This window comes from Phaeobacter sp. S60, assembly GCF_000826845.1.
In the GTDB taxonomy this organism is placed as follows: Bacteria; Pseudomonadota; Alphaproteobacteria; order Rhodobacterales; family Rhodobacteraceae; genus Phaeobacter; species Phaeobacter piscinae.
This window is the reverse complement of sequence record NZ_JSWJ01000012.1, coordinates 74,520-93,582: the sequence shown is the minus strand read 5'-3', so window position 1 is coordinate 93,582 and position 19,063 is coordinate 74,520. Positions and strand designations below refer to the sequence as shown.

Annotated in this window: 17 protein-coding genes, 1 tRNA gene and 1 pseudogene; 10 read left to right on the top strand and 9 right to left on the bottom strand. The window is 57.7% G+C overall.

The features are described 5' to 3' along the window. Window positions 1–81 precede the first annotated feature (81 nt). The 3 genes from OO25_RS12380 to OO25_RS12370 all read right to left on the bottom strand — a co-directional run bounded on the left by OO25_RS12380 (window position 82) and on the right by OO25_RS12370 (window position 2,801). Window positions 82–1,248, bottom strand: coding sequence for an alpha-hydroxy acid oxidase (locus tag OO25_RS12380; RefSeq protein WP_040170984.1), 1,167 nt, complete (start codon window positions 1,246–1,248; stop codon window positions 82–84). A 136-nt stretch (window positions 1,249–1,384) separates the two neighbouring features. Further along, on the bottom strand, window positions 1,385–2,176 hold the full coding sequence (gene trpA, locus OO25_RS12375; RefSeq protein WP_040171747.1) for a tryptophan synthase subunit alpha: 792 nt from the start codon (window positions 2,174–2,176) through the stop codon (window positions 1,385–1,387). Between the two features lie 112 nt (window positions 2,177–2,288). Next, window positions 2,289–2,801: an acyloxyacyl hydrolase gene (locus OO25_RS12370; RefSeq protein ID WP_040180725.1), complete on the bottom strand. Its 513-nt coding sequence runs from the start codon at window positions 2,799–2,801 to the stop codon at window positions 2,289–2,291. Between the two features lie 296 nt (window positions 2,802–3,097). On the opposite strand from OO25_RS12370, the gene ychF reads away from it, so the two are divergent. The 4 genes from ychF to OO25_RS12350 all read left to right on the top strand — a co-directional run bounded on the left by ychF (window position 3,098) and on the right by OO25_RS12350 (window position 7,070). Then, window positions 3,098–4,195, top strand: coding sequence for a redox-regulated ATPase YchF (ychF, locus tag OO25_RS12365; RefSeq protein ID WP_040170983.1), 1,098 nt, complete (start codon window positions 3,098–3,100; stop codon window positions 4,193–4,195). A 155-nt stretch (window positions 4,196–4,350) separates the two neighbouring features. Then, entirely contained in the window at window positions 4,351–5,271 is a 921-nt protein-coding gene (locus OO25_RS12360; protein ID WP_040180438.1) for a nucleoside hydrolase, read from the top strand. A 176-nt stretch (window positions 5,272–5,447) separates the two neighbouring features. Then, window positions 5,448–5,537, top strand: a tRNA-Ser gene (locus tag OO25_RS12355). A 63-nt stretch (window positions 5,538–5,600) separates the two neighbouring features. Next, window positions 5,601–7,070 carry a tyrosine-type recombinase/integrase gene (locus tag OO25_RS12350; RefSeq protein ID WP_040180437.1) on the top strand — a complete coding sequence of 490 codons (1,470 nt, stop codon included), beginning with the start codon at window positions 5,601–5,603 and terminating at the stop codon, window positions 7,068–7,070. Here OO25_RS12350 and OO25_RS22795 read toward each other — a convergent pair. Then, a pseudogene (locus OO25_RS22795) lies at window positions 7,054–7,334 on the bottom strand (Bro-N domain-containing protein). The gene OO25_RS12350 and the pseudogene OO25_RS22795 overlap by 17 nt on opposite strands. Before the next feature lie 1,053 nt (window positions 7,335–8,387). On the opposite strand from OO25_RS22795, the gene OO25_RS12340 reads away from it, so the two are divergent. Next, the gene (locus OO25_RS12340; RefSeq protein ID WP_040180433.1) at window positions 8,388–9,023 is read left to right on the top strand and encodes a recombinase family protein; all 636 of its coding nucleotides are present in this window, start codon (window positions 8,388–8,390) and stop codon (window positions 9,021–9,023) included. 3 nt (window positions 9,024–9,026) lie between these two features. Here OO25_RS12340 and OO25_RS22570 read toward each other — a convergent pair whose 3' ends face one another. Together OO25_RS22570 and OO25_RS12335 are read right to left on the bottom strand one after the other, a co-directional pair. Then, complete coding sequence (locus OO25_RS22570) at window positions 9,027–9,680, bottom strand: Eco29kI family restriction endonuclease (RefSeq protein ID WP_082035332.1); 654 nt, start codon at window positions 9,678–9,680, stop codon at window positions 9,027–9,029. Then, window positions 9,677–10,882, bottom strand: a complete 1,206-nt coding sequence (locus OO25_RS12335) for a DNA cytosine methyltransferase (protein ID WP_040180432.1) — start codon at window positions 10,880–10,882, stop codon at window positions 9,677–9,679. The genes OO25_RS22570 and OO25_RS12335 overlap by 4 nt, the downstream gene beginning before the upstream one ends. A 373-nt stretch (window positions 10,883–11,255) precedes the next feature. On the opposite strand from OO25_RS12335, the gene OO25_RS12330 reads away from it, so the two are divergent. Next, window positions 11,256–11,954 carry an SDR family oxidoreductase gene (locus OO25_RS12330; protein ID WP_040180724.1) on the top strand — a complete coding sequence of 233 codons (699 nt, stop codon included), beginning with the start codon at window positions 11,256–11,258 and terminating at the stop codon, window positions 11,952–11,954. Between the two features lie 20 nt (window positions 11,955–11,974). Here the strand turns inward: OO25_RS12330 and OO25_RS12325 are convergent, their stop codons facing one another. Then, window positions 11,975–13,072: a DegT/DnrJ/EryC1/StrS aminotransferase family protein gene (locus tag OO25_RS12325; protein ID WP_040180431.1), complete on the bottom strand. Its 1,098-nt coding sequence runs from the start codon at window positions 13,070–13,072 to the stop codon at window positions 11,975–11,977. Next, window positions 13,072–13,506 carry an FdtA/QdtA family cupin domain-containing protein gene (locus tag OO25_RS12320; protein WP_040170965.1) on the bottom strand — a complete coding sequence of 145 codons (435 nt, stop codon included), beginning with the start codon at window positions 13,504–13,506 and terminating at the stop codon, window positions 13,072–13,074. The genes OO25_RS12325 and OO25_RS12320 overlap by 1 nt, the downstream gene beginning before the upstream one ends. A 425-nt stretch (window positions 13,507–13,931) precedes the next feature. On the opposite strand from OO25_RS12320, the gene OO25_RS12315 reads away from it, so the two are divergent. Next, window positions 13,932–14,876: a glycosyltransferase gene (locus OO25_RS12315; protein WP_040180430.1), complete on the top strand. Its 945-nt coding sequence runs from the start codon at window positions 13,932–13,934 to the stop codon at window positions 14,874–14,876. 29 nt (window positions 14,877–14,905) lie between these two features. On the opposite strand, the gene OO25_RS12310 is transcribed toward OO25_RS12315, so the two are convergent. Then, window positions 14,906–15,568, bottom strand: a complete 663-nt coding sequence (locus OO25_RS12310) for a GntR family transcriptional regulator (RefSeq protein ID WP_040180429.1) — start codon at window positions 15,566–15,568, stop codon at window positions 14,906–14,908. A 161-nt stretch (window positions 15,569–15,729) separates the two neighbouring features. Between OO25_RS12310 and OO25_RS12305 the strand changes: the two genes are divergently transcribed. The 3 genes from OO25_RS12305 to OO25_RS12295 are packed head-to-tail and all read left to right on the top strand — an operon-like array spanning window position 15,730 to window position 19,054. Continuing rightward, on the top strand, window positions 15,730–16,689 hold the full coding sequence (locus tag OO25_RS12305) for a dihydrodipicolinate synthase family protein (RefSeq protein ID WP_040180428.1): 960 nt from the start codon (window positions 15,730–15,732) through the stop codon (window positions 16,687–16,689). After that, complete coding sequence (locus OO25_RS12300) at window positions 16,680–17,624, top strand: proline racemase family protein (RefSeq protein ID WP_040180427.1); 945 nt, start codon at window positions 16,680–16,682, stop codon at window positions 17,622–17,624. Before OO25_RS12305 ends, OO25_RS12300 begins: the two co-directional genes overlap by 10 nt. After that, complete coding sequence (locus OO25_RS12295; RefSeq protein WP_040180425.1) at window positions 17,624–19,054, top strand: aldehyde dehydrogenase family protein; 1,431 nt, start codon at window positions 17,624–17,626, stop codon at window positions 19,052–19,054. Before OO25_RS12300 ends, OO25_RS12295 begins: the two co-directional genes overlap by 1 nt. The last annotated feature ends 9 nt before the right edge of the window (window positions 19,055–19,063 follow it).

Sequence of the window (19,063 nt, the reverse complement as noted above, 5' to 3'; positions counted from 1 at the left end):
ACCCCGCGTGAAGCCGTGCGCATAGACCGGATTGGCCGATATTGCAAGTCGCAAACCGGATCAGGGCTGGCGCGGTGCCAGCTATTCCTGCCAGCGTCCGCCGAAATCTTCCGGTACCAAGAGATTGTGGCGGCCAAGATCAGCCACGGATTTCTCGCCGCACAAGGCCATGGTGGTGTCCAGCTCCTTATGCAGGACCTCCAGCGCTCGGGTAACCCCTTCCTGGCCCATCGCACCAAGCCCATAGACAAAGGCGCGTCCGATCATGGTGCCCTTGGCCCCCAGTGCCAGCGCTTTCAGCACGTCCTGACCAGAGCGGATACCGCTGTCCAGATGAACCTCAATCTGATCACCAACCGCATCCATGATTGCGGGCAGCATCTGAATTGAGCTGAGCGCGCCGTCGAGTTGGCGGCCACCATGGTTAGACACCACGATGGCATCTGCTCCGAGCTTTGCGGCCATCTTGGCATCTTCGACGTCCAGAATACCCTTCAGGATGACCTTGCCGTCCCAGAGTTCGATGAGCTTGGCGATTTTGCCCCAGTCAAGCGAGGGATCAAACTGTTCGGCAGTCCAGGCGCCAAGTGATGAGGCGTCGGAAATACCCTCCACATGACCGACGATATTGCCGAAATTGCGCCGCTTGGCGCCTAGCATTTGTAGTCCCCAGGTCCATTTCGTCATCAGATTGGCAAGGGTCTTGGGCGTGAGCTTTGGTGGGGCAGAAAGGCCATTCTTCAGATCCTTGTGGCGTTGGCCTAGGATCTGCAAATCCAGTGTAATCACCAGAGCTGAGCATCGGGCATCCTTGGCCCGCTGGATCAGGCGGCGCACATAATCATCATCCTTCATGGTGTATAACTGGAACCAGAAAGGCTTGGTTGTGGCGTCGGCGACTTCTTCGATCGAGTTGATGGACATGGTCGACAGCGTGAAGGGCACGCCAAAGGCTTCAGCCGCGCGCGCGGCTTTGATCTCGCCATCCGCGTGCTGCATGCCCGTCAGACCAACCGGGGCGAGGGCAATAGGCATCGAAACGTCCTGCCCAATCATCTGACTGGCTGTGCTGCGCCCAGCCATATCGACGGCCACGCGCTGGCGCAGGCGGATCTTTTCAAAGTCGCTGGTGTTGTCGCGAAAGGTCTGCTCGGTCCAGCTGCCACTTTCCGCATAGTCATAGAACATCCGTGGCACGCGGCGTTCGTAGATGCGTTTCAGATCGTTGATATTGGTAATGACCGGCACGGCTTTGTCCTCACCCCTGAGTTGGTAATAAATTCTTACCAATTAGAGGGCGAAAGCGCAATCCATGATCTCGACACAGCAAAAAGGCCGCACCAACCCGGCGCGGCCTTAGTAAAGGTTGTTACTGAATAATGACTTAGGCGGAATGCGCACCATCAGCGAGGGATTTGACGAAGCTGAGGACCTCGCCCACCGGTTTGCCGGCACCGATCTGGCTGACGATGGCCGAGCCGACCACGGCGCCATCTGCAACGGATGCGATGGCTTGTGATTTTTCGGGTGTGTTGATGCCGAATCCAACGATGACGGGCAGATCTGTCTTTGATTTGATCCGGGCCACTTCAGGGCCCACATTGGTTGCTTCGGCTTCTGCGGCTCCGGTGATCCCGGTAATCGAGACGTAATACACAAATCCAGAGGTGTTTTGCAGCACGCGGGGCAGTCGTTTGTCATCTGTGGTCGGGGTCGCCAGGCGAATGAAATTCAGCCCCGCTTCCTGTGCAGGTAAACAGAGTTCGCTGTCCTCCTCGGGAGGCAGGTCCACAACGATCAGCCCATCGATGCCCGCCTCTTTGGCGTCCTTGAGGAAGGTGTCGACGCCGCGGCTGTAGATTGGGTTGTAGTAGCCCATCATGACAATGGGTGTGGTGTTGTCTTCGGCGCGGAAAGCACGCGCCAGCTCCAGCGTGCGCTCCAATGTCATGCCAGCTTCGAGCGCGCGCTGACCGGCCAGCTGGATGGTTGGGCCATCCGCCATCGGGTCAGTGAAGGGCAGGCCCAGTTCAATCACGTCCACGCCCGCCGCAGGCAGGCCCTTGACCAGTTCAAGCGAGGTGTCGAAGTCAGGATCGCCCGCCATGACATAGGCGACGAAGGCCTTTTTCTCGGCGGCTTTCAATTCGGCGAATTTGGCGTCAATGCGGGTCATGATCGGGCCTTTTAGATGTGTCCGCCCCGGTGTGCCGAATGTTTCGGCGGAAATCAATCCCGTGCGCCTCATTGTCCCCGCAGTGCCGCAGAAGATGCCGTTTGATGACCGATTAGCCGTTGAACGGGACATGCCAACGCAGCAGCAGTGAATTCACCCCCGGATTGATGTCCGCTGTTGACGCGTTGGACTTATGGGTCAGAGCCAGCGACAGCGATTTGCCGTTTGCAAATTCCTTGCCGACGGCGATGGCGCTGCGAATTTCAAAGGTGGATCCCAAGTCGTTCAGCCTTACACTTTCGGTGTAGGCGCCGGGCATCACACTGGTTTCGATAAACCAGCCACGTTGCAGGTGCCATTTGCCGACTGCGCCAGCACCGATGAACAGATCGCCGGTGGTCTGCACGTCCAGCGCCGCGCCAAAGGATGCATCGAAATTGCCGCGTTGCCAGAACGCATCGTGCTGATATTCAACTGACACCAGCGCACTGTCCTCAGCGCCATCGCGGGAGAAGCTTGAATATCCTGCACCGAATATCCAGTCGCCGGCCGTGGCGGGCAGGGGGGTGGCCAGCATCAGGGCGCAGGCGAGGGGGGCTGCTGTAACGAAGGTGCGTAAAGTCATATTCGTAATCTCGTGTTGGTCAGCTTGATTGAAATGATCTGCGAAATCAGGGAAATGTCCACTGTCCAATAGGCCAAATGCATCACGCCCTGTTCAAAGGAACGCGAGTGTCGCCAAATGGTTGCACCTCTTGCTGACTTTTTATGTGCTCTGCATCGGTGCCGACAATCCTAGCGGTGATCATGCAGCGCAGAGGGGCCGGTGGATTGGAGTCGAGGCGTGAGCCGGAGATGCGCGCTTGCGTCACCGCAAAATGCTGCCTAGAAGCACCTCCCAAGTGGCATCAGGAGGCCGAAATGGGCTTTAAAATGGGAATCGTGGGTCTGCCGAACGTCGGCAAGTCGACCCTGTTCAACGCATTGACGAAAACCGCATCGGCGCAGGCGGCGAACTTTCCGTTTTGCACCATCGAACCAAACGTCGGCGAAGTTGGCGTGCCGGACGCCCGGCTGGACAAGCTGGCGGCGATTGCCGGGTCCAAACAGATCATTCCGACCCGGATGACTTTTGTGGATATCGCAGGCCTCGTCAAAGGCGCCTCGCAAGGTGAAGGTCTGGGCAATCAGTTCCTGGCCAACATCCGTGAAACCGATGCTATTGCCCATGTGCTGCGGTGTTTTGAAGACGGCGACGTGACCCATGTGGATGGCCGCGTCGATCCGGTGGCCGATGCTGAGGTGATTGAGACTGAGTTGATGCTCTCCGATCTGGAAAGCATTGAGAAGCGTCGCGCCAATCTGGTGCGCAAGCTGAAGGGCAATGACAAGGAAGCGCAGCAGCAGGATCGCCTTTTGGCGGACGCGCAAGCAATGCTAGAGGAGGGGAAACCCGCCCGTCTGGTCGAGGTCGACGCCGAGGACGCCAAGGCCTGGAAAATGCTGCAGCTGCTGACCACCAAACCAGTGCTCTACGTCTGCAATGTCGGTGAAAGTGAGTCCGTCGAAGGCAATGAATATTCTGCCAAAGTGGCAGAGATGGCGGCCGCCCAGGGCAATTCCCACGTGATTATCTCCGCCCAGATTGAGGAGGAGATCAGCCAGCTGGAGCCGGAAGAAGCTGAGATGTTTCTCTCTGAAATGGGGCTGGCCGAAGCCGGTCTGGATCGCCTGATCCGTGCAGGCTACGAGCTATTGCATCTGGAAACCTACTTCACCGTCGGCCCTAAGGAGGCCCGCGCCTGGACGATCCGCACAGGTACCGCGGCACCGCAGGCGGCAGGCGTCATCCATGGCGATTTCGAGAAGGGTTTCATCCGGGCAGAAACCATCGCTTATGAGGATTTCATCGCCCACAACGGTGAGCAAGGCGCCAAGGAGGCGGGCAAAATGCGCGCCGAAGGCAAGGGCTATGTCGTGAAGGACGGCGACGTTCTGCACTTCCTGTTCAACACCTGATCACTTGCAGAATTTAGACAACGCTCAATGCCCGTCTTCTAGCGAAGGCGGGTATTTTGTTGAGAGAGTTGTCGTCTATTCCTGAAAGTGGCAGGCTTGAGTTATCGCTAACGAAAATGCTAAACCCTCACGATTAATCAGTCGGAAGGATAAAAATGACAAAGCTGATCATCGACACGGATCCCGGTATCGACGATGCCATGGCGATTTTCTACGCAGCGGCAGCGCCTGACATTGATCTACTGGGGCTCACCACGATCTTTGGCAATGTGACCACCAAAACCGCGACCCGCAACGCGCTGCGCCTGCTGGAAGCTGCTGGTCTGGACCTGCCCGTTGCGCACGGCGCAGAAACACCGCTCGTGCTGCCGCCCTTCACGCCTTCGGCCCATGTGCACGGTGCCGAGGGTTTTGGTGATATCCCGGCCAAGACTCCAAAGGGGCAGGCCCTGGACGAGGACGCGGCTGATTTCCTGATCCGCATGGCGCGTGAACACAAGGGCGATCTGGTGGTTTGCCCGATTGGTCCATTGACCAACATTGCCCACGCGATCCAGCGCGACGCTGAGTTCGCAAAGAACGTGAAACGCATCGTCATCATGGGTGGCTCGCTTGAGGAGGGTGGAAATATCACTCCGCATGCAGAGGCCAATATCTATCATGATCCCCATGCGGCTGATGTTGTCTTTGGCTCCGGTGCGAAGGTTGAAATGGTGGGCCTTGATGTGACCCACCGTATCCTGTGCACCAAAGACGATTTCTCCGCTATAGCGGCGACGTCACCGGAATTGGGTGGCATGCTGCAGGAAATGTCGGTCTTCTATTTGCATTTCTACGAAACGGTTGGAAAGTTCGACGGCTGCTCCCTGCATGATCCTGCTGCGGTCATCGCCTGTACCCATCCGGAGTTGTTCACTGCACGTGCGGTGGCAATGGAAGTGTCCTGCGAGGGCGAGACATCGGGCGAAACCCGCCTCGCCTCTGACAACGCCCGCCAGCCCATCGATGTCTACATGGGTGTTGACGCAGACGCTGTGAAATCTCTCTTCCTGAAGCGGCTTGCCATCCTGCCGTAAGCAGCGAGAGCGGGCCCCGCAGATCATTACAAACAGAGTAATATATCGCCCCGCCGCATCACATCGCGGTGGGGCGATACTGGTTTTGGATCTCCGACTGAACGCGCGGAAATTTTTTCCCAAAAAGCGCATTTCGCCCTTGTTCTCAGCTTGGTTGCGCTGATAGACGGGTCAGCGGAGACGTGGCCGAGTGGTCGAAGGCGCTCCCCTGCTAAGGGAGTAGGCCCGGAAGGGTCTCGAGGGTTCGAATCCCTTCGTCTCCGCCATCATACATAAGTACTTGTTTTCTAAGGTGATAAATCCGTGTGGTACGCTCAGGGGCGTGGTACATGATGGACCACAACAATCAGATGACAAATGTGTCGGGCGAAACGAGGCCTGACATGCAGTATCTCACCAAACCGCGAGGCAAAGGATACTCGCTGCGGATGACCACACCGGAGGCGCTCATCGGGTCGATCAACCCGTGGACGGGCAAGCCCTTTGGCAAGGAAATCAAGCTTGGCCTGAATACCCGACGCCATACTGAAGCCATTCGCTTGAGGGATATTCGTTTGGGGCAGATACGTCAGCTTGAAGCGGATGCGCTCACTGGGGCCGGACGAAAGAGTGTCGGTAGTATCATTGATCTAAGCCCGGAGAACGCGGCTGAGTGGCGTCAGATGAGAGCCGAGGCCAGTGACCCTGACGCGCTCGACCACGTATTGACGAGCAAATTGGAACAAGCCGAGAGAGAAGGCGCTGGCAACAAGGCGAAGAGGTTCGCGGACATTGTCTTCAAAGGTGCGCTACCTCTTGAGCAGGCTTTGGAAAACTATCTGAAGGAACGCAGCGAAGGCAATCCCTACGGGTATGACCCGCTGGCGAAAACAACAGCCCTGAATGTTCGGTCATCGGTAAAACACCTGATAGCATTTCTGGGCGGGGAAAGCCCAACTCTACACGATGTGACGCCGGAAAAAGCACACCAATTCCGCACAGAGTACCTACCTCACACTGCCAAGGTGAAACCTCCAACCGTTGCCAAACATATGACACTTCTTAGGGGCATGTGGACTTGGGCGATATCCGACAAAAGGTACTTGAAGACACGGAGCGGGAAACCGTTCGCAAACCCTTGGGTCGTTGAGGGGCGCGGAACCCCAAGAAAACAAGCGACAAAACCGAAAGCTGAAGACGCTCGAACAGCCTTTTCTCCTGAAGAGGTGACAAAACTACTGCTTGGTTTTCCTCAATGGGGAAGTCGGCAAGGCGATCTTATGAGACTCGCATTGGCAACTGGTTGCAGGGTGGACGAGATAGGGGCGCTGAAGCTGCAAGATGTCGCGAATGACGGCACAGGTTTTCAGGTGACCAAAGGAAAGACCGCGAACGCCTGCAGGTTCGTGCCAGTTGTTGAAGATGCCCAGCGCCTGCTACGCCACCGTATCGATCGGGTACAGGCCGCGCAGGCTGATATTGCGCTTGAAGAACAAAGGCTTTTCCCCGAATGGCCGCTGAAACCCTCAACCCAGAAGGTCAACTCTGCGTCACAATGGTTCACTCGATATCGTCGTGAGACGTTGGGGAAAGAAACAGACGGGAGGCTTGCACTTCACTCTTTCAGGCATACGTGGCGCACGACCGCGAGAAGGGCTGGCGTCCCAGAAGATCGAATTCACGAACTCGGAGGCTGGGAGGGGTCTAAAAACACTTCGCGGGTATACGACCACGGACTGACAGAGCAACAGCTCAGAGAGGTACAGGGGGAAGTCTGGGCGGCCTATCAAGCCGCTGGATACCTCAAAGCTTTTGGCTGAAGTTACCGTCCTTGCGGATTGCAGGCAACACGGTTCCGGTGACCCAGTCTTGGAAAGCGCGGGCTTCCGGTTTGTCCGAGCGCATGATGATCTTGTAGAGACCGCTCTCACTAATGAGCTGAGGCTTCCTCCCCCCAATCCGATTGGTGGAGAGCAAACTTCGGTCTGATCTAAGTTTGCCGTGGCGTCGGTCACGTTCTTGATGGTCAACGTCTCGCAAACATCCTTGGCGACGAACCAAGGCTCCCCGTCGATGTCGATCACGCGGATGGGTGTAAGGTGGAGGGCCGCACAGGGCCGCTGAGTGAGTCATTGACGCACATGTCGAGCGATTGCGACCTCAGCCTGCCGCCACGCGCTTTCGCCTATCAGCGAGTCTCTCCGTGCCGCTACGAGGCTTTGGGTTTGGGTGCCACCATTGCAGAACAGAAATTCTGCGGGGGCCTCTCTGGGGTAACTGCAATCTGAAGCTCATGCTTCGGTGTAAGTCACCAGACCTCTCTTTCTCGACCCTGAGCGATCATCTTGGGGGGGTAAGGGGGGGCATCTGGGGATGCATCTGAAGCTATATAGTGAAGGTAGCTATAGCTATGGAAGAGGTCAGGGTCGTCCTCGTCGTAGAGGAAAGACCCGAACACCTATGCAGCTTGGTGGAAGCCGGAGCTTCTCTCGCTGAAGATCACTTGAAGTCGTACCACCACGACGTGGTTGACGCCGGGACTGATGAGATGACTGGTTATCAGATGAACAGTGGTGGTGAAATACCGCGCTGAAAAATGCCACAAAAATCTGAGAGCCTTACCTATATACCATGATCGACCACAATTCCCCCATACCGGGGTCTCGTAGGGCAGGAGAGGCGCGGCGTGATGCTACGCCTTTCCCCAAATGCTTCAGACTGCAGGGGCGCTACCCTTGGGCCAGAACAGCTGCACCCGCCCAAGGTCAACCCACCTTTCGTGAGCATCGGCTTCGAACAGAGGCCTTAGCCACGGTGGCGAAGGGCGCACAACTGCGGTAATGTGTAAGAAAACGAGGGAGATAGTGTAGGCTTTCATCTGCGTTGTCCTTTTTGTTGAACTCCGCAAGGGACCTCCGATGCCACATGGCATTGAACGCCTTGCCCCTATCAATACCGAGTTGTCCTTTGAGGTCAGTGCGGCAACTTGACTCAGGTTGGCGCATTTATCGCTTTGTCCGTTAGGGTATACCTCCACGTACATCCCTAGAGCTGTCCGCAAGCGTGTACGTAAGGGTTGACCTGAGTCTTCGTACACCATAGCCATCGTACACAACCACAACGGACATGAGGGCATGATGAGCAAGACCATCCTGTATGCACGGGTTTCCACCACGGACCAAACTCTTGACCACCAGAAGGCGCAGGCAGAGGCAGCGGGCTTCGTGATTGACGAGGTGGTGGCCGACCATGGGGTCTCAGGCGTCAGTACCACGCTGCAGGAGCGGCCAGAGGGGAAGCGGCTGTACGACAAGCTGCGCCACGGGGATACGCTGGTGGTGCGCTGGGTGGACCGGCTGGGGAGGAGCTATCAAGACGTCACGGACACGATCCGCCACTTCATGAGACAGGGCGTCGTGGTGAAAACGGTGATCAACGGGATGACCTTCGATGGTGCAACTCAGGACCCTATGCAGGAGGCCGTGAGAGACGCGCTGATAGCCTTCATGGCTGCCACGGCACAGGCACAGGCCGAGGCCACGAAAGAGGCTCAGAGGGCTGGCATAGCTGCTGCTAAGGCTGACCCGAAGAAGTATCGGGGGAAGAAGCCAAGCTATGATCGTAAGGCGCTGGGCGTCGTCATCGACATGCTGGGCAGAGGGGAGGGAGCGTCGGCCATCGGCAAGGCAACAGGACTGTCTCGACAGACGGTCTTGCGGATCAAGGGCGATCCAGTTGCGGCTGAAGAAGCACTTGTGCGTTGGCGGATGTAGTGATTACTCCCTCTTGAACAATCGTCCATCGACTGCTTTCGGCGGCCGGGAGCGGAGGTGCTCCTCGACCTCATTGACTATGCTTTCAACGCTTTCTGGACGTGGCTGACATTTTTCAGCCCAAGCACGGCCGGGATGAAGGACATCCCACCGAGAGCGCTTCTGTTTGAAGCGACCAGCTCCAGGTGTGTGGTTGCCGAAGCCATCAACTGTCGTGTTCCAGATTGGGGCATAGCGTGAGATCATCAAGTTTTCACCCAAGGGTATCCAGATGTCCTCGACCGCAAGGAAGCGGCACCAAAAGTGTTCGATAGAAAGGTTGCTTGCGGCTTGAATACTGTCTGCGTGTTCTTTCAACCGTTTCTTTAGGTCATTGCCCGGAGCTGACGTCGTGAGTCCTCCCTTCCGGCCTCCTTTTGGGATTGCCTTGCCGACATAGATGGGAGCCTGCCAAGCTTGCCGTGAGTTGGAAGCGGATATAGGCGAATAAGCAGGGTAGTCGCCTTCATAGTATATGACGTAAACGCCAGCGCCTACGACTTGGCCTACATCACCCAATGGAACCGGCTTGGTTTCTAAGAGTGCCTCTCCCACTGACGCAGCAAGATTTGCACGTGCTAAGGGATCAAAGGGACGGTAGTCGTTGTCCGAAGTCAATGCGCCTTCCTCTTCGCGATTTCACGCCCTTTCGCCAAAAGCAGGTGCTTTGCTACTTCCGATGCGACAGATTGGGCGAGGACCACCGGAACGGCATTTCCAAGTTGCCTCATGGTTTCAGACCAAGCGCCATGAAATACGTATCCGTCGGGAAAGGTCTGCAGTCGAGCGCTTTCACGAACAGTGAAATACCTAACGCTACCGTCTGGGCGCACCATCATGTTTTCCCCGCCGGGAACCCCGTGGTCTCCCGCCTTTAGTGCCTTTGCGGGCAGGTCAATGGGCGACCCGGTATGCCCCGGATAAACCTTTGCTCCCAACTGGAGCCGATGGTCAAGGATACCGGGAGGGCAACGCCCATCTCTGCGCGGCTCAGGGAGCCCTTGCAACGCTTCTCTGACTGTCCTCCACGGACTCAGTGAAATGTCGTTCCGCTCCCTTAGTCTCTCGATGCGCCGTTTCATGCGGATGGGTTGAGCAGGAATGTCCTTCTTGGCAACTTGGTTGCGATCCCAGTATTCGCCAGTGACCCATTGGTCTCGCAGGAGAGCGTCCAGACTATGGGTTTCATCCGGGAACTCGAACTTGGCGTCCTGATCTTCCCGAAAGCCGACGATGAATACGCGTTCACGCTTTTGAGGAGCGCCAAAGTCCGCCGCATTGAAAAGACTCCTAACCACGCCATACCTCAAGCCCTTATCGCCTGTGGAAGTTTCTTCGGCTGCAAGCCTCTTGAGGTGGTCGTGCCAAGTTTCATCTTCGCGCATCCCAATGTCTGGCATGGACATCCGCAGCTCAATGTAATGCAGGTAATTTGTGAAGCTCGAACGGGTAAGACCCTTTACGTTTTCGATTATGAACGCCTTCGGGCGCACCGCCGACAACACGTCCGCAAACGCACTGAACATATCGCGATCATCACGGTGGGCTTGGTGCTTGCCACCTATGGAAAAAGGCTGACAAGGAGGTCCGCCAGAGACAAGGTCGATGTCGCTGGGAAGGCTGTCGTAGTCGATATTACGTACATCGCCAGAAATCACCCTCAGATTTCTGACAAGTGGATGCCCTCGTTCCTTATTCTGGCGCAGTGTTTCACACGCCCATTTGTCTTTTTCGACCGCCGCGACAGAGTGGAAGCCCGCGAGTTCTGTGCCAAGCGCAAGGCCGCCAGCACCTGCAAACAACTCAAGTGATCTAAGCATGGAGCTTGTGCCTCCGTTTTTCGCGGCATGTAGCATTGATTGGTGCATCTAAGTCAACATCTATGGTTCAAGTGGACCTCAAGCATTACAAGAATGAATTTGTTTACTATCTCTGAACTTACACGTTTATTGACTGCGAGTTTGTGGTCCAAGTTGACGAACACACAATTTTGGACCACATTTTAGTCGTAAGATTTTGAAAACAAAAAGGTATTCTAAATTGGGTTCGAATCCCTTCGTCTCCGCCATACATACATCTGAATGCTATTGCGAATAGGCGCTAGCCGCACCTCCGGACGGGCGCGCTTGGGCTGTTGCTGACGCGTTTGTTGAGCGCTATCCGTAACCTTGCAGGTTGTGGTATGAGGTCGCTTTGAAAAAGAATATTCTGATCGTTGGAGGCTCTTCGGGTGTTGGTCTGGAACTGGCCCGACACTATGCCTGCGAGGGGCATCGCGTTACGATTACTGGGCGGGTTGATCCGGGGTGCGCTGGCGTGCAGTTTCACGCGCTATCGATCACCGATGATGTTGCAGACTTAACCGCTCAGCTTGATGAATTGGCAATTCAGCTTGGGGATGTGCAAACTCTGATTTATTGCGCCGGATTTTTGCAGCGCGGATCGATTTCTCTGCTGGAGGATGCGGCGCTTTCGCAGATGACAAATGTCGGGCTGCTTGCACCGATGATGGTGATCCAGCGCCTTGTTCGGCAGGCATCGGGCCCGCTCAAACTGATGTTGGTGACCTCCAGCTCGCAATATAAACCGCAGCCCGAAATGCCCGCTTATTGCGCGGCCAAGGCGGGCTTGGGAATGCTGGGCGCAGCGCTGGTCCGGGGCGAGGGGATTGGCAAGGTGCGGGTTGTGGCGCCGTCCGGTATCCAGACGAAGTTCTGGGCGGGCAGCGGCGCGGATACGTCGACCATGCTGGAACCGGGTTGGGTCGCGCAGCAGATCGTTGCCCTGTCCAGTGGTGCGTTCAAATACAAATACGCCAAGCTGCTGCGCCAGCCGCCCAGTGTGGAGGTTGTCGAGCACCTGGACAATGATTTCCTGCCGATCAACCCCTGACGGCGCTCAGGGTGGGGCGATCAGGCCAGCTGTCTGAGACTTTGGATCACATGATCGATCTGCGCAGCGTTCAGATGCGGGCCGATAGGCAGGCTAAGCACTTCCCGTGCCAAGGTAGCCGCCAGCGGCAGCGCCTCATCCGTCAGGCCCATATCGCCGTAGGCCGCCTGAGCATGCGGTGGGATAGGGTAATGCACCAGCGTCTGAACGCCGGTCTGCGCCAGATCGGCCGCGAGCCGGTCCCGTTCCGGATGACGTACCACGAACAGATGCCAGACCGGGTCGGCCTTTGCGGCGACATACGGCAGGGTTAGGCCCAGCCCGTCCAGCTCTGACAGATAACGGGCTGCGATCGCCGCGCGCCTCGCATTCCAGTCGTCTAGCACCGCAAGCTTGACCGACAGAAAGGCGGCCTGAACCGGATCGAGGCGGCTGTTGAAGCCTGCGACCTCATTGCGATATTTCTCCCGCGAACCGTAATTCCGCAGCAGCGTCAGCCGCTCAGCCAGAGTGTCGCAATTGGTGGTGACCGCACCGCCATCCCCCAGCGCGCCGAGGTTCTTGCCCGGATAGAAGCTCCAGCAGACGATATCACCGGCACCGCCGATGCGGTGCCCATCCCAGCATGCGCCATGCGCCTGCGCTGCATCTTCGATGACCTTCAGCCCAAGATCGCGCGCGGCTGTCATGATCGCGGTCATATCCGCAGGTTGCCCGTATAGGTGGACAGGTATGACGGCTTTGGCTCCGGAAACCATGGCGGCCCGAATACCCTCGGCGGTGATATTGTGGGTCGCGGGATCAGGCTCCACCGGAACCGGGATTGCACCACATTGGGAGACCGCGAGCCAGGTGGCGATATAGGTGTTGGAGGGGACGAGGACACGGTCGCCCGGCCCGATGTCCAGCGCCACCAGGGCGAGCCTCAGGGCGTCCAGTCCATTGGCCACGCCAAGCGCGTGCGAGACCTCGCAGTAGCGGGCAAAATCTTGCTCAAACCGGGAGACTTCAGGGCCGAGAATGTACCAGCCGGACCGCAGGCTCTCCAGCATCTTCGGTTCACTCTGCTCTGCCAGCTCATCATACGCGGCCTTCAGGTCAAGGAAGGGAACCTGCATCACTTGACTCCGACTGCTTGGCGGAAGGCGCCGTAGTCGCGGATATAGTCCCCCTCGTCATAGGGCGCAGAGGCCATGACCATGCAGACCGCGCCCGACGAGAAATTGTCGAGATAGCGCCACATCATCGGGCAGATATAGATGCCAAAATAAGAGCGATTGAGATGGAAGCGTTTTTCATTGACCCCGTCATCCAGAACCACATCAAAGCTGCCCGACATCGCAATCATGAACTGATGCAGGCCCTTATGGGCATGGGCGCCGCGATCGGACCCACCCGGCACATCATAAAGGTAGTAGACCCGTTTGATATCAAACGGGATGTGGTTCATCCCTTCGACAAATGTCAGATTGCCGCGGGCGTCTTCGATCTTGGGCAGGTCAATAAATTTGCAGTCGCTGAGGGGCAAATCCGTACTCCGGTATTGTGACATCGACCCGCTGTCGCAGCTGATCGGAACAGGCGTCGGATTTCCCACCACAAGAGTGCGATCCGGTCTAATCTATTGGCTCAGTTGTCTATCATATTGTCGTCTCCGATCAATCGAATTGGACAGACTGCGGATGGGCTGCGGTACTTGGCTGCGACAAGGGCACGCCTTGCGCAGGACGCCGTTCTCTAGTCCTGGGCCATGCCGCTCAGCTAAAGGGGAGAGAGTGAGCGGGGCATGACACGGCAAGCGACGTCTTCCATGGAACCGCGGAGCGAACTGTTCTATTGATGGGTCACAGCTTCAGACCCCTGGTTGGCGTCACGCGCAGACCGCAAACAGGACGCGCCTGACCATGAGTCCAGCGCGGGAGGCGGCGGCAAAATAATGGATTTTCTGCGCGACCGTGCAGGTAGGATTGGGTTGAAATGAACAAATACCGGTATTCAGTTGTGCTTCTCACCTACAATCAGCAGGACTATGTGAAAGAGGCGGTTGAGGCGGTTCTTGCGCAGGAGAGCGATCCGATCGAGATCCTTCTGTCGGATGATTGCTCAAAGGATGAAACTTTCGAGGTAATGAAGGCGCTGGTTGCCGATTACAAAGGTCCGCATTCTGTCGTGTTGAACAAAAATCCGCAGAATTTGGGCGTGAACAAACATATCGAACGGTGTGTTGAACTTAGTTCTGGCGACGTTATCATTGCGGCCTCTGGTGACGATATTTCTTTGCCGGGTCGTGTGGCGCGCACCATTGAGGTCTTTGAGCGAGACGATCCGCTTCTGTCCTTCTCACATGGTCGGGTTGAGACATTGGACGGCAAACCTATGCCGAAATCCTATGCAAAAGCCACCTTCTATACCCGAACCGATGCGATGTCTGCCGCCTGTTCCATGCAGTTGTTCCTCGGTGCGACCTGTGCATGGCACAAAGATCTGTTCCGCAAGTATGGTCCCATTCAGTTTGCGGATTGCTACGAGGATCTTGTTCTTGGTTTTCGTGCAGCGCTTGAAGGCAGGGTGGCGTTCATCGACGAGGAGCTCATTGTGTATCGCGTCGGTATGGGCCAGACCAGCACAGCCCGGCACATTGCGGATGCGGAGGCCTTTCGAAACAAGCGTTTGATTGAGGTTGGTCGAGAGATTTTCCTTCTGCGTCAGCGCCTTGCAGATGCGCAGGTGTTTGGCCTCAGTGACCAAGATCCAATTGTAAAAGCCATGCGTCGCCGACTGGAGGAACGACAATTGCGCCGATCCTATCTGGAAGGAGGGTTGCGAAAGCTCGGGGTCTCAGCTTGGAGACATCCCTCATGGGTGCTGGGATTTGCCCTATCCGAACGCCGTCGCCTCAAAAAAGCGCTCAATCCCGCCTGAGCGCCGCCGAGGGCATCGATCCGTAGGCCTCAACCAAGGTCTTTCAGAGTGTCCAGCAGGGTTTTGCAGGCGCCGGTGATGTGGTCGCGGGTGAGCGCCGCTGCAAGGTCGGCATCTCCGGCAACACAGGCTTCCCAGATCGCGAGGTGCTCGGCATTGGCGCGTTCGTTGCCGTTGGACAGTACCAACTGCGCCCGCAGATAACTGTCGACGCGATCCATCGCATTGTCGATCACATCCATATGATACTGCAGCCCGCTTTCCCGGTAGAGCGTGGAGTGGAAATCGCGGTTCAAATCACCCCAGGTCATCGGGTCTTCGGATTGCGAAAACGCCTCTAGACAAGCTTTCGCGGTGGAGATGGCGGTGGGGGACATGCGCGGCACCGCGCGGCGGATAACTTCAGATTCCAAAACGGCCCGGAAATCGAAGATTTCCTGAGCTTCCTGGGCTGACAGGCCAGAGACCACGGCGCCTTTGTAGCGTTGGGTTTTTACCAGTCCTTGCTCTTCCAGACGCGAAATTGCTTCGCGCACGGGGATTCGGCTGGTGTTGAACATCTGGGCAATTTCATCCTGCCGCAGCGGTTCGCCTTCCTTCAGGTCGCCTTCTATGATGGCCTTGCGCAGGGCGTCGAAAACAATCGTCGAGGCGGAGGCGGTCTTGGATATATCTACGGATTTCAACTTCATAACTGCGCTCCCTGCCGTCGTTATATCCCTGATCATGGTCGAGGGGGAAGTGTACATAAATCAGATATTGAATATTGGATCCAATATGCATTATGAAGGCGTCATCAGCGCCGGGCGCGCCTTGCGGGCCCAGGTTCAAACCCATTGGAGAGGATCCAACCATGACAAACCCTGTGTTCTCCGGCTGCATTCCGGCCCTGATGACCCCCTGTACCGCAGATCGGCGCCCCGATTTTGATGCGCTGGTGAAAAAGGGGCAGGAGCTGATCGCAAAAGGCATGTCCGCGGTGGTCTACTGCGGCTCCATGGGCGATTGGCCACTGATCAGCGATGCTGAGCGGATGGAAGGGGTCGCCCGACTTGTTGCGGCTGGCGTTCCGACCATTGTCGGCACTGGTGCCGTCAACACGATGCAGGCCGCAGCCCATGCCGCCCATGCCGCAGAGGTGGGGGCTGCCGGTCTCATGGTGATCCCGCGCGTCTTGTCACGAGGCAGCTCGGTTGCCGCACAACGCGACCACTTCGCCGCGGTGCTCTCTGCTGCGCCAACGTTGCCGGCGGTGATCTACAACAGCCCCTACTATGGGTTTGCCACCCGGGCGGATCTGTTTTTCGATCTGCGTAAGGATCATCCCAACCTGATTGGGTTCAAGGAATTCGGGGGCGCTGACGATCTGCGCTATGCGGCTGAAAATATCACCTCTCAGGACAGCAGTGTCACCCTGATGATCGGTGTCGATACCACTGTATTCCACGGGTATGTCAACTGCGGGGCCGGGGGTGCTATCACGGGGATCGGGAATGCGCTGCCGGACGAGGTCCTGCACCTTGTCGCCCTTTGCCAACGCGCAGCGAAAGGGAACGCCACCGCTCGGCGTCAGGCTCTGGAGCTGGAAGCAGCGCTGGCGGTGCTATCCTCCTTTGATGAGGGGGCGGATCTGGTCCTTTATTACAAGCATCTGATGGTGCTGAATGGGGATAGCGAATACCGCCTGCACTTCAATGAAAGCGACCGATTGAGCGCCAGCCAACAGGCCTATGTCGAGGCCCAGTATGCGCTGTTTCGCAGCTGGTATGCGGATTGGAGCCAGCAGCCCGACATCGCCGCCCTATGCGCGTAATCGACAGCCATACCGGCGGCGAGCCGACCCGCCTGATCCTGTCTGGCGGGCCGGATCTCGGCGGTGGATCACTGGCAGAACGGGCGCATCGGCTGTTTCGGGATCACCGCGATTTCTGCAGCGCAGTGCTGTCCGAACCACGCGGTCACGACGCTATGGTTGGTGCCTTGTTGGTGCCGACCACCGATCCGGCTGCCGCGGCAGCGGTGATTTACTTCAATCCGATTGGACCGTTGGGCATGTGCGGTCACGCCACCATCGGCACCGCCGTGAGTTTGCATCATCTGGGCCGTCTCGATCTGGGGCGGCATCAACTCGAAACGCCGGTCGGCACCGTTGGCGTGCATTTGCAGGCAGCGAACAGGGCTGCCGTCGAAAATGTCGAGAGTGATCGGTATCGCGCTGATGTTGCGGTGGAGGTGCCGGGGCAGGGGCGGATCTCCGGCGACATCGCCTGGGGCGGCAATTGGTTCTTTCTGACCCCGGATGTCCCGGCACCGTTAACCCTGGCCCATGTCGACCAGCTGACCACCAGTGCTGTTGCCCTGCGGCAGGCCCTGGCGGAGCAGGGGATCACCGGCCGCGATGGAGCAGCGATTGACCACATCGAATTTGTCGGACCACCCCTGACCCGCGTCGGTCACGCGCGCAACTTCGTTCTTTGCCCCGGAACGGCTTATGACCGGTCCCCCTGCGGTACCGGGTCTGCGGCGAAGCTGGCCTGTCTGGCCGCAGATGGTGATCTGGCGCCGGGTGTGACCTGGATCCAGGAGAGCGTGATCGGTAGCACCTACGCGCTGCACTATCGGCCAGGCCCGACCGGAGGCGTGATCGCAACAATTGCCGGTACGGCCTTTGTGACCGGCGACACTGTTCTGAACTTTGACCCTGCCGATCCCTACCGGGCGGGGATCACCAGCCAAGAGGTATATTGATGGAATATAGAAACCTAGTCGCAGGCGACTGGTCAGAGACCGCCGCCGCCGCCGCCAATATCAATCCCTCCGATACGCAGGACGTCTTGGGATACGCTGCCAATAGTCCGGCGGAAGATATGGAGCGCGCGATCGCCGCTGCCCGAGACGCGGCTCCGGGATGGGCGGCCAGCACGCCACAGCAGCGATTTGATGTGCTGGACGCCATCGGCACCGAAATTCTGGCCCGCAAGGCTGAACTGGGAAAACTGCTCTCTCGCGAGGAGGGCAAGACCCTGCCTGAAGGGATTGGCGAGGCCGCACGCGCCGGGCAGATCTTCAAATTCTTTGCAGGCGAAACCCTGCGCCAGGCGGGGGAAATCCTTGGCTCGGTACGGCCCGGTGTCGGCGTCGAGGTGACGCGCTCTCCGGTGGGGGTTGTCGGCTTGATCACGCCTTGGAATTTTCCCATCGCCATTCCCGCTTGGAAGATCGCGCCGGCGCTGGCCTATGGCAATGCGGTTGTCCTGAAACCGGCTGAGTTGACGCCGGGGTGCGCGCATGCTCTGGCGGAGATCATCAGTCGCTCGGGTTTGCCGGAGGGGGTATTCAACATTGTGTTCGGCACAGGCAGTACGGTTGGTCAAACGCTGGTGCAAAGCCGCCATGTGGATGCCATCTCCTTTACCGGTTCGGTTGAGACCGGCAGCGCCATAGCGGCAGCCTGCGGGGCGCAGCGCAAGAAGGTGCAGCTGGAAATGGGTGGCAAGAACCCGATGGTGGTGCTGGATGACGCTGATCTTGAGACGGCGGTGGACGCCAGCCTCAACGGTGCGTTTTTCTCCACAGGTCAGCGCTGTACCGCATCCTCACGGCTGATCGTGACCGAGGGCATCCACGACCGTTTTGTTGCGGCACTTGGAGAGCGGATGACGGGCTTGCGGGTCGGCAACGCTCTGGACGACAGCACTCAGATCGGCCCGGTTGTGGATGAGCGGCAGTTGGAGAAGGATCTCTACTATCTCGACCTGGCCGCCAGTGAGGGCGGGCAGGTGCTTGGGGGGCAGACGCTTCAGCGCAGCAGCAAGGGGTTTTATCTGGCGCCCGCGCTTGTCACCGAAACGTCAAATGACATGCGGATCAATCAAGAGGAGGTTTTTGGTCCGCTCGCCTCTGTGATCCGCGTGGCAGATTATGATGAGGCTCTGGCGGTGGCCAATGACACGCCTTTTGGCCTCAGCGCGGGGATTTGCACCCGATCTCTGAAATATGCCACGCATTTCAAGGCACATGTCGAGGCTGGCATGGCGATGGTGAACCTGCCCACTGCGGGCGTTGACTATCACGTGCCCTTCGGTGGCGCCAAGGGGTCCAGCTTTGGTGCGCGCGAACAGGGCAGCCATGCGAAAGAGTTCTATACCAAGGTCAAAACCGCCTATACTCTGGCGTAAAGACGGTCA

Excerpts from the sequence above, each read along its gene's own strand:
- OO25_RS12310 (WP_040180429.1), bottom strand. The coding sequence starts at position 15,568 with ATGAAGTTGAAATCCGTAGATATATCCAAGACCGCCTCCGCCTCGACG.
- ychF (WP_040170983.1), top strand. The coding sequence starts at position 3,098 with ATGGGCTTTAAAATGGGAATCGTGGGTCTGCCGAACGTCGGCAAGTCG.
- OO25_RS12335 (WP_040180432.1), bottom strand. The coding sequence starts at position 10,882 with ATGCTTAGATCACTTGAGTTGTTTGCAGGTGCTGGCGGCCTTGCGCTT.
- OO25_RS12295 (WP_040180425.1), top strand. The coding sequence starts at position 17,624 with ATGGAATATAGAAACCTAGTCGCAGGCGACTGGTCAGAGACCGCCGCC.
- trpA (WP_040171747.1), bottom strand. The coding sequence starts at position 2,176 with ATGACCCGCATTGACGCCAAATTCGCCGAATTGAAAGCCGCCGAGAAA.
- OO25_RS12315 (WP_040180430.1), top strand. The coding sequence starts at position 13,932 with ATGAACAAATACCGGTATTCAGTTGTGCTTCTCACCTACAATCAGCAG.
- OO25_RS12350 (WP_040180437.1), top strand. The coding sequence starts at position 5,601 with ATGATGGACCACAACAATCAGATGACAAATGTGTCGGGCGAAACGAGG.
- OO25_RS12320 (WP_040170965.1), bottom strand. The coding sequence starts at position 13,506 with ATGTCACAATACCGGAGTACGGATTTGCCCCTCAGCGACTGCAAATTT.
- OO25_RS12340 (WP_040180433.1), top strand. The coding sequence starts at position 8,388 with ATGAGCAAGACCATCCTGTATGCACGGGTTTCCACCACGGACCAAACT.
- OO25_RS12305 (WP_040180428.1), top strand. The coding sequence starts at position 15,730 with ATGACAAACCCTGTGTTCTCCGGCTGCATTCCGGCCCTGATGACCCCC.
- OO25_RS12325 (WP_040180431.1), bottom strand. The coding sequence starts at position 13,072 with ATGCAGGTTCCCTTCCTTGACCTGAAGGCCGCGTATGATGAGCTGGCA.
- OO25_RS12300 (WP_040180427.1), top strand. The coding sequence starts at position 16,680 with ATGCGCGTAATCGACAGCCATACCGGCGGCGAGCCGACCCGCCTGATC.
- OO25_RS12360 (WP_040180438.1), top strand. The coding sequence starts at position 4,351 with ATGACAAAGCTGATCATCGACACGGATCCCGGTATCGACGATGCCATG.
- OO25_RS12370 (WP_040180725.1), bottom strand. The coding sequence starts at position 2,801 with ATGACTTTACGCACCTTCGTTACAGCAGCCCCCCTCGCCTGCGCCCTG.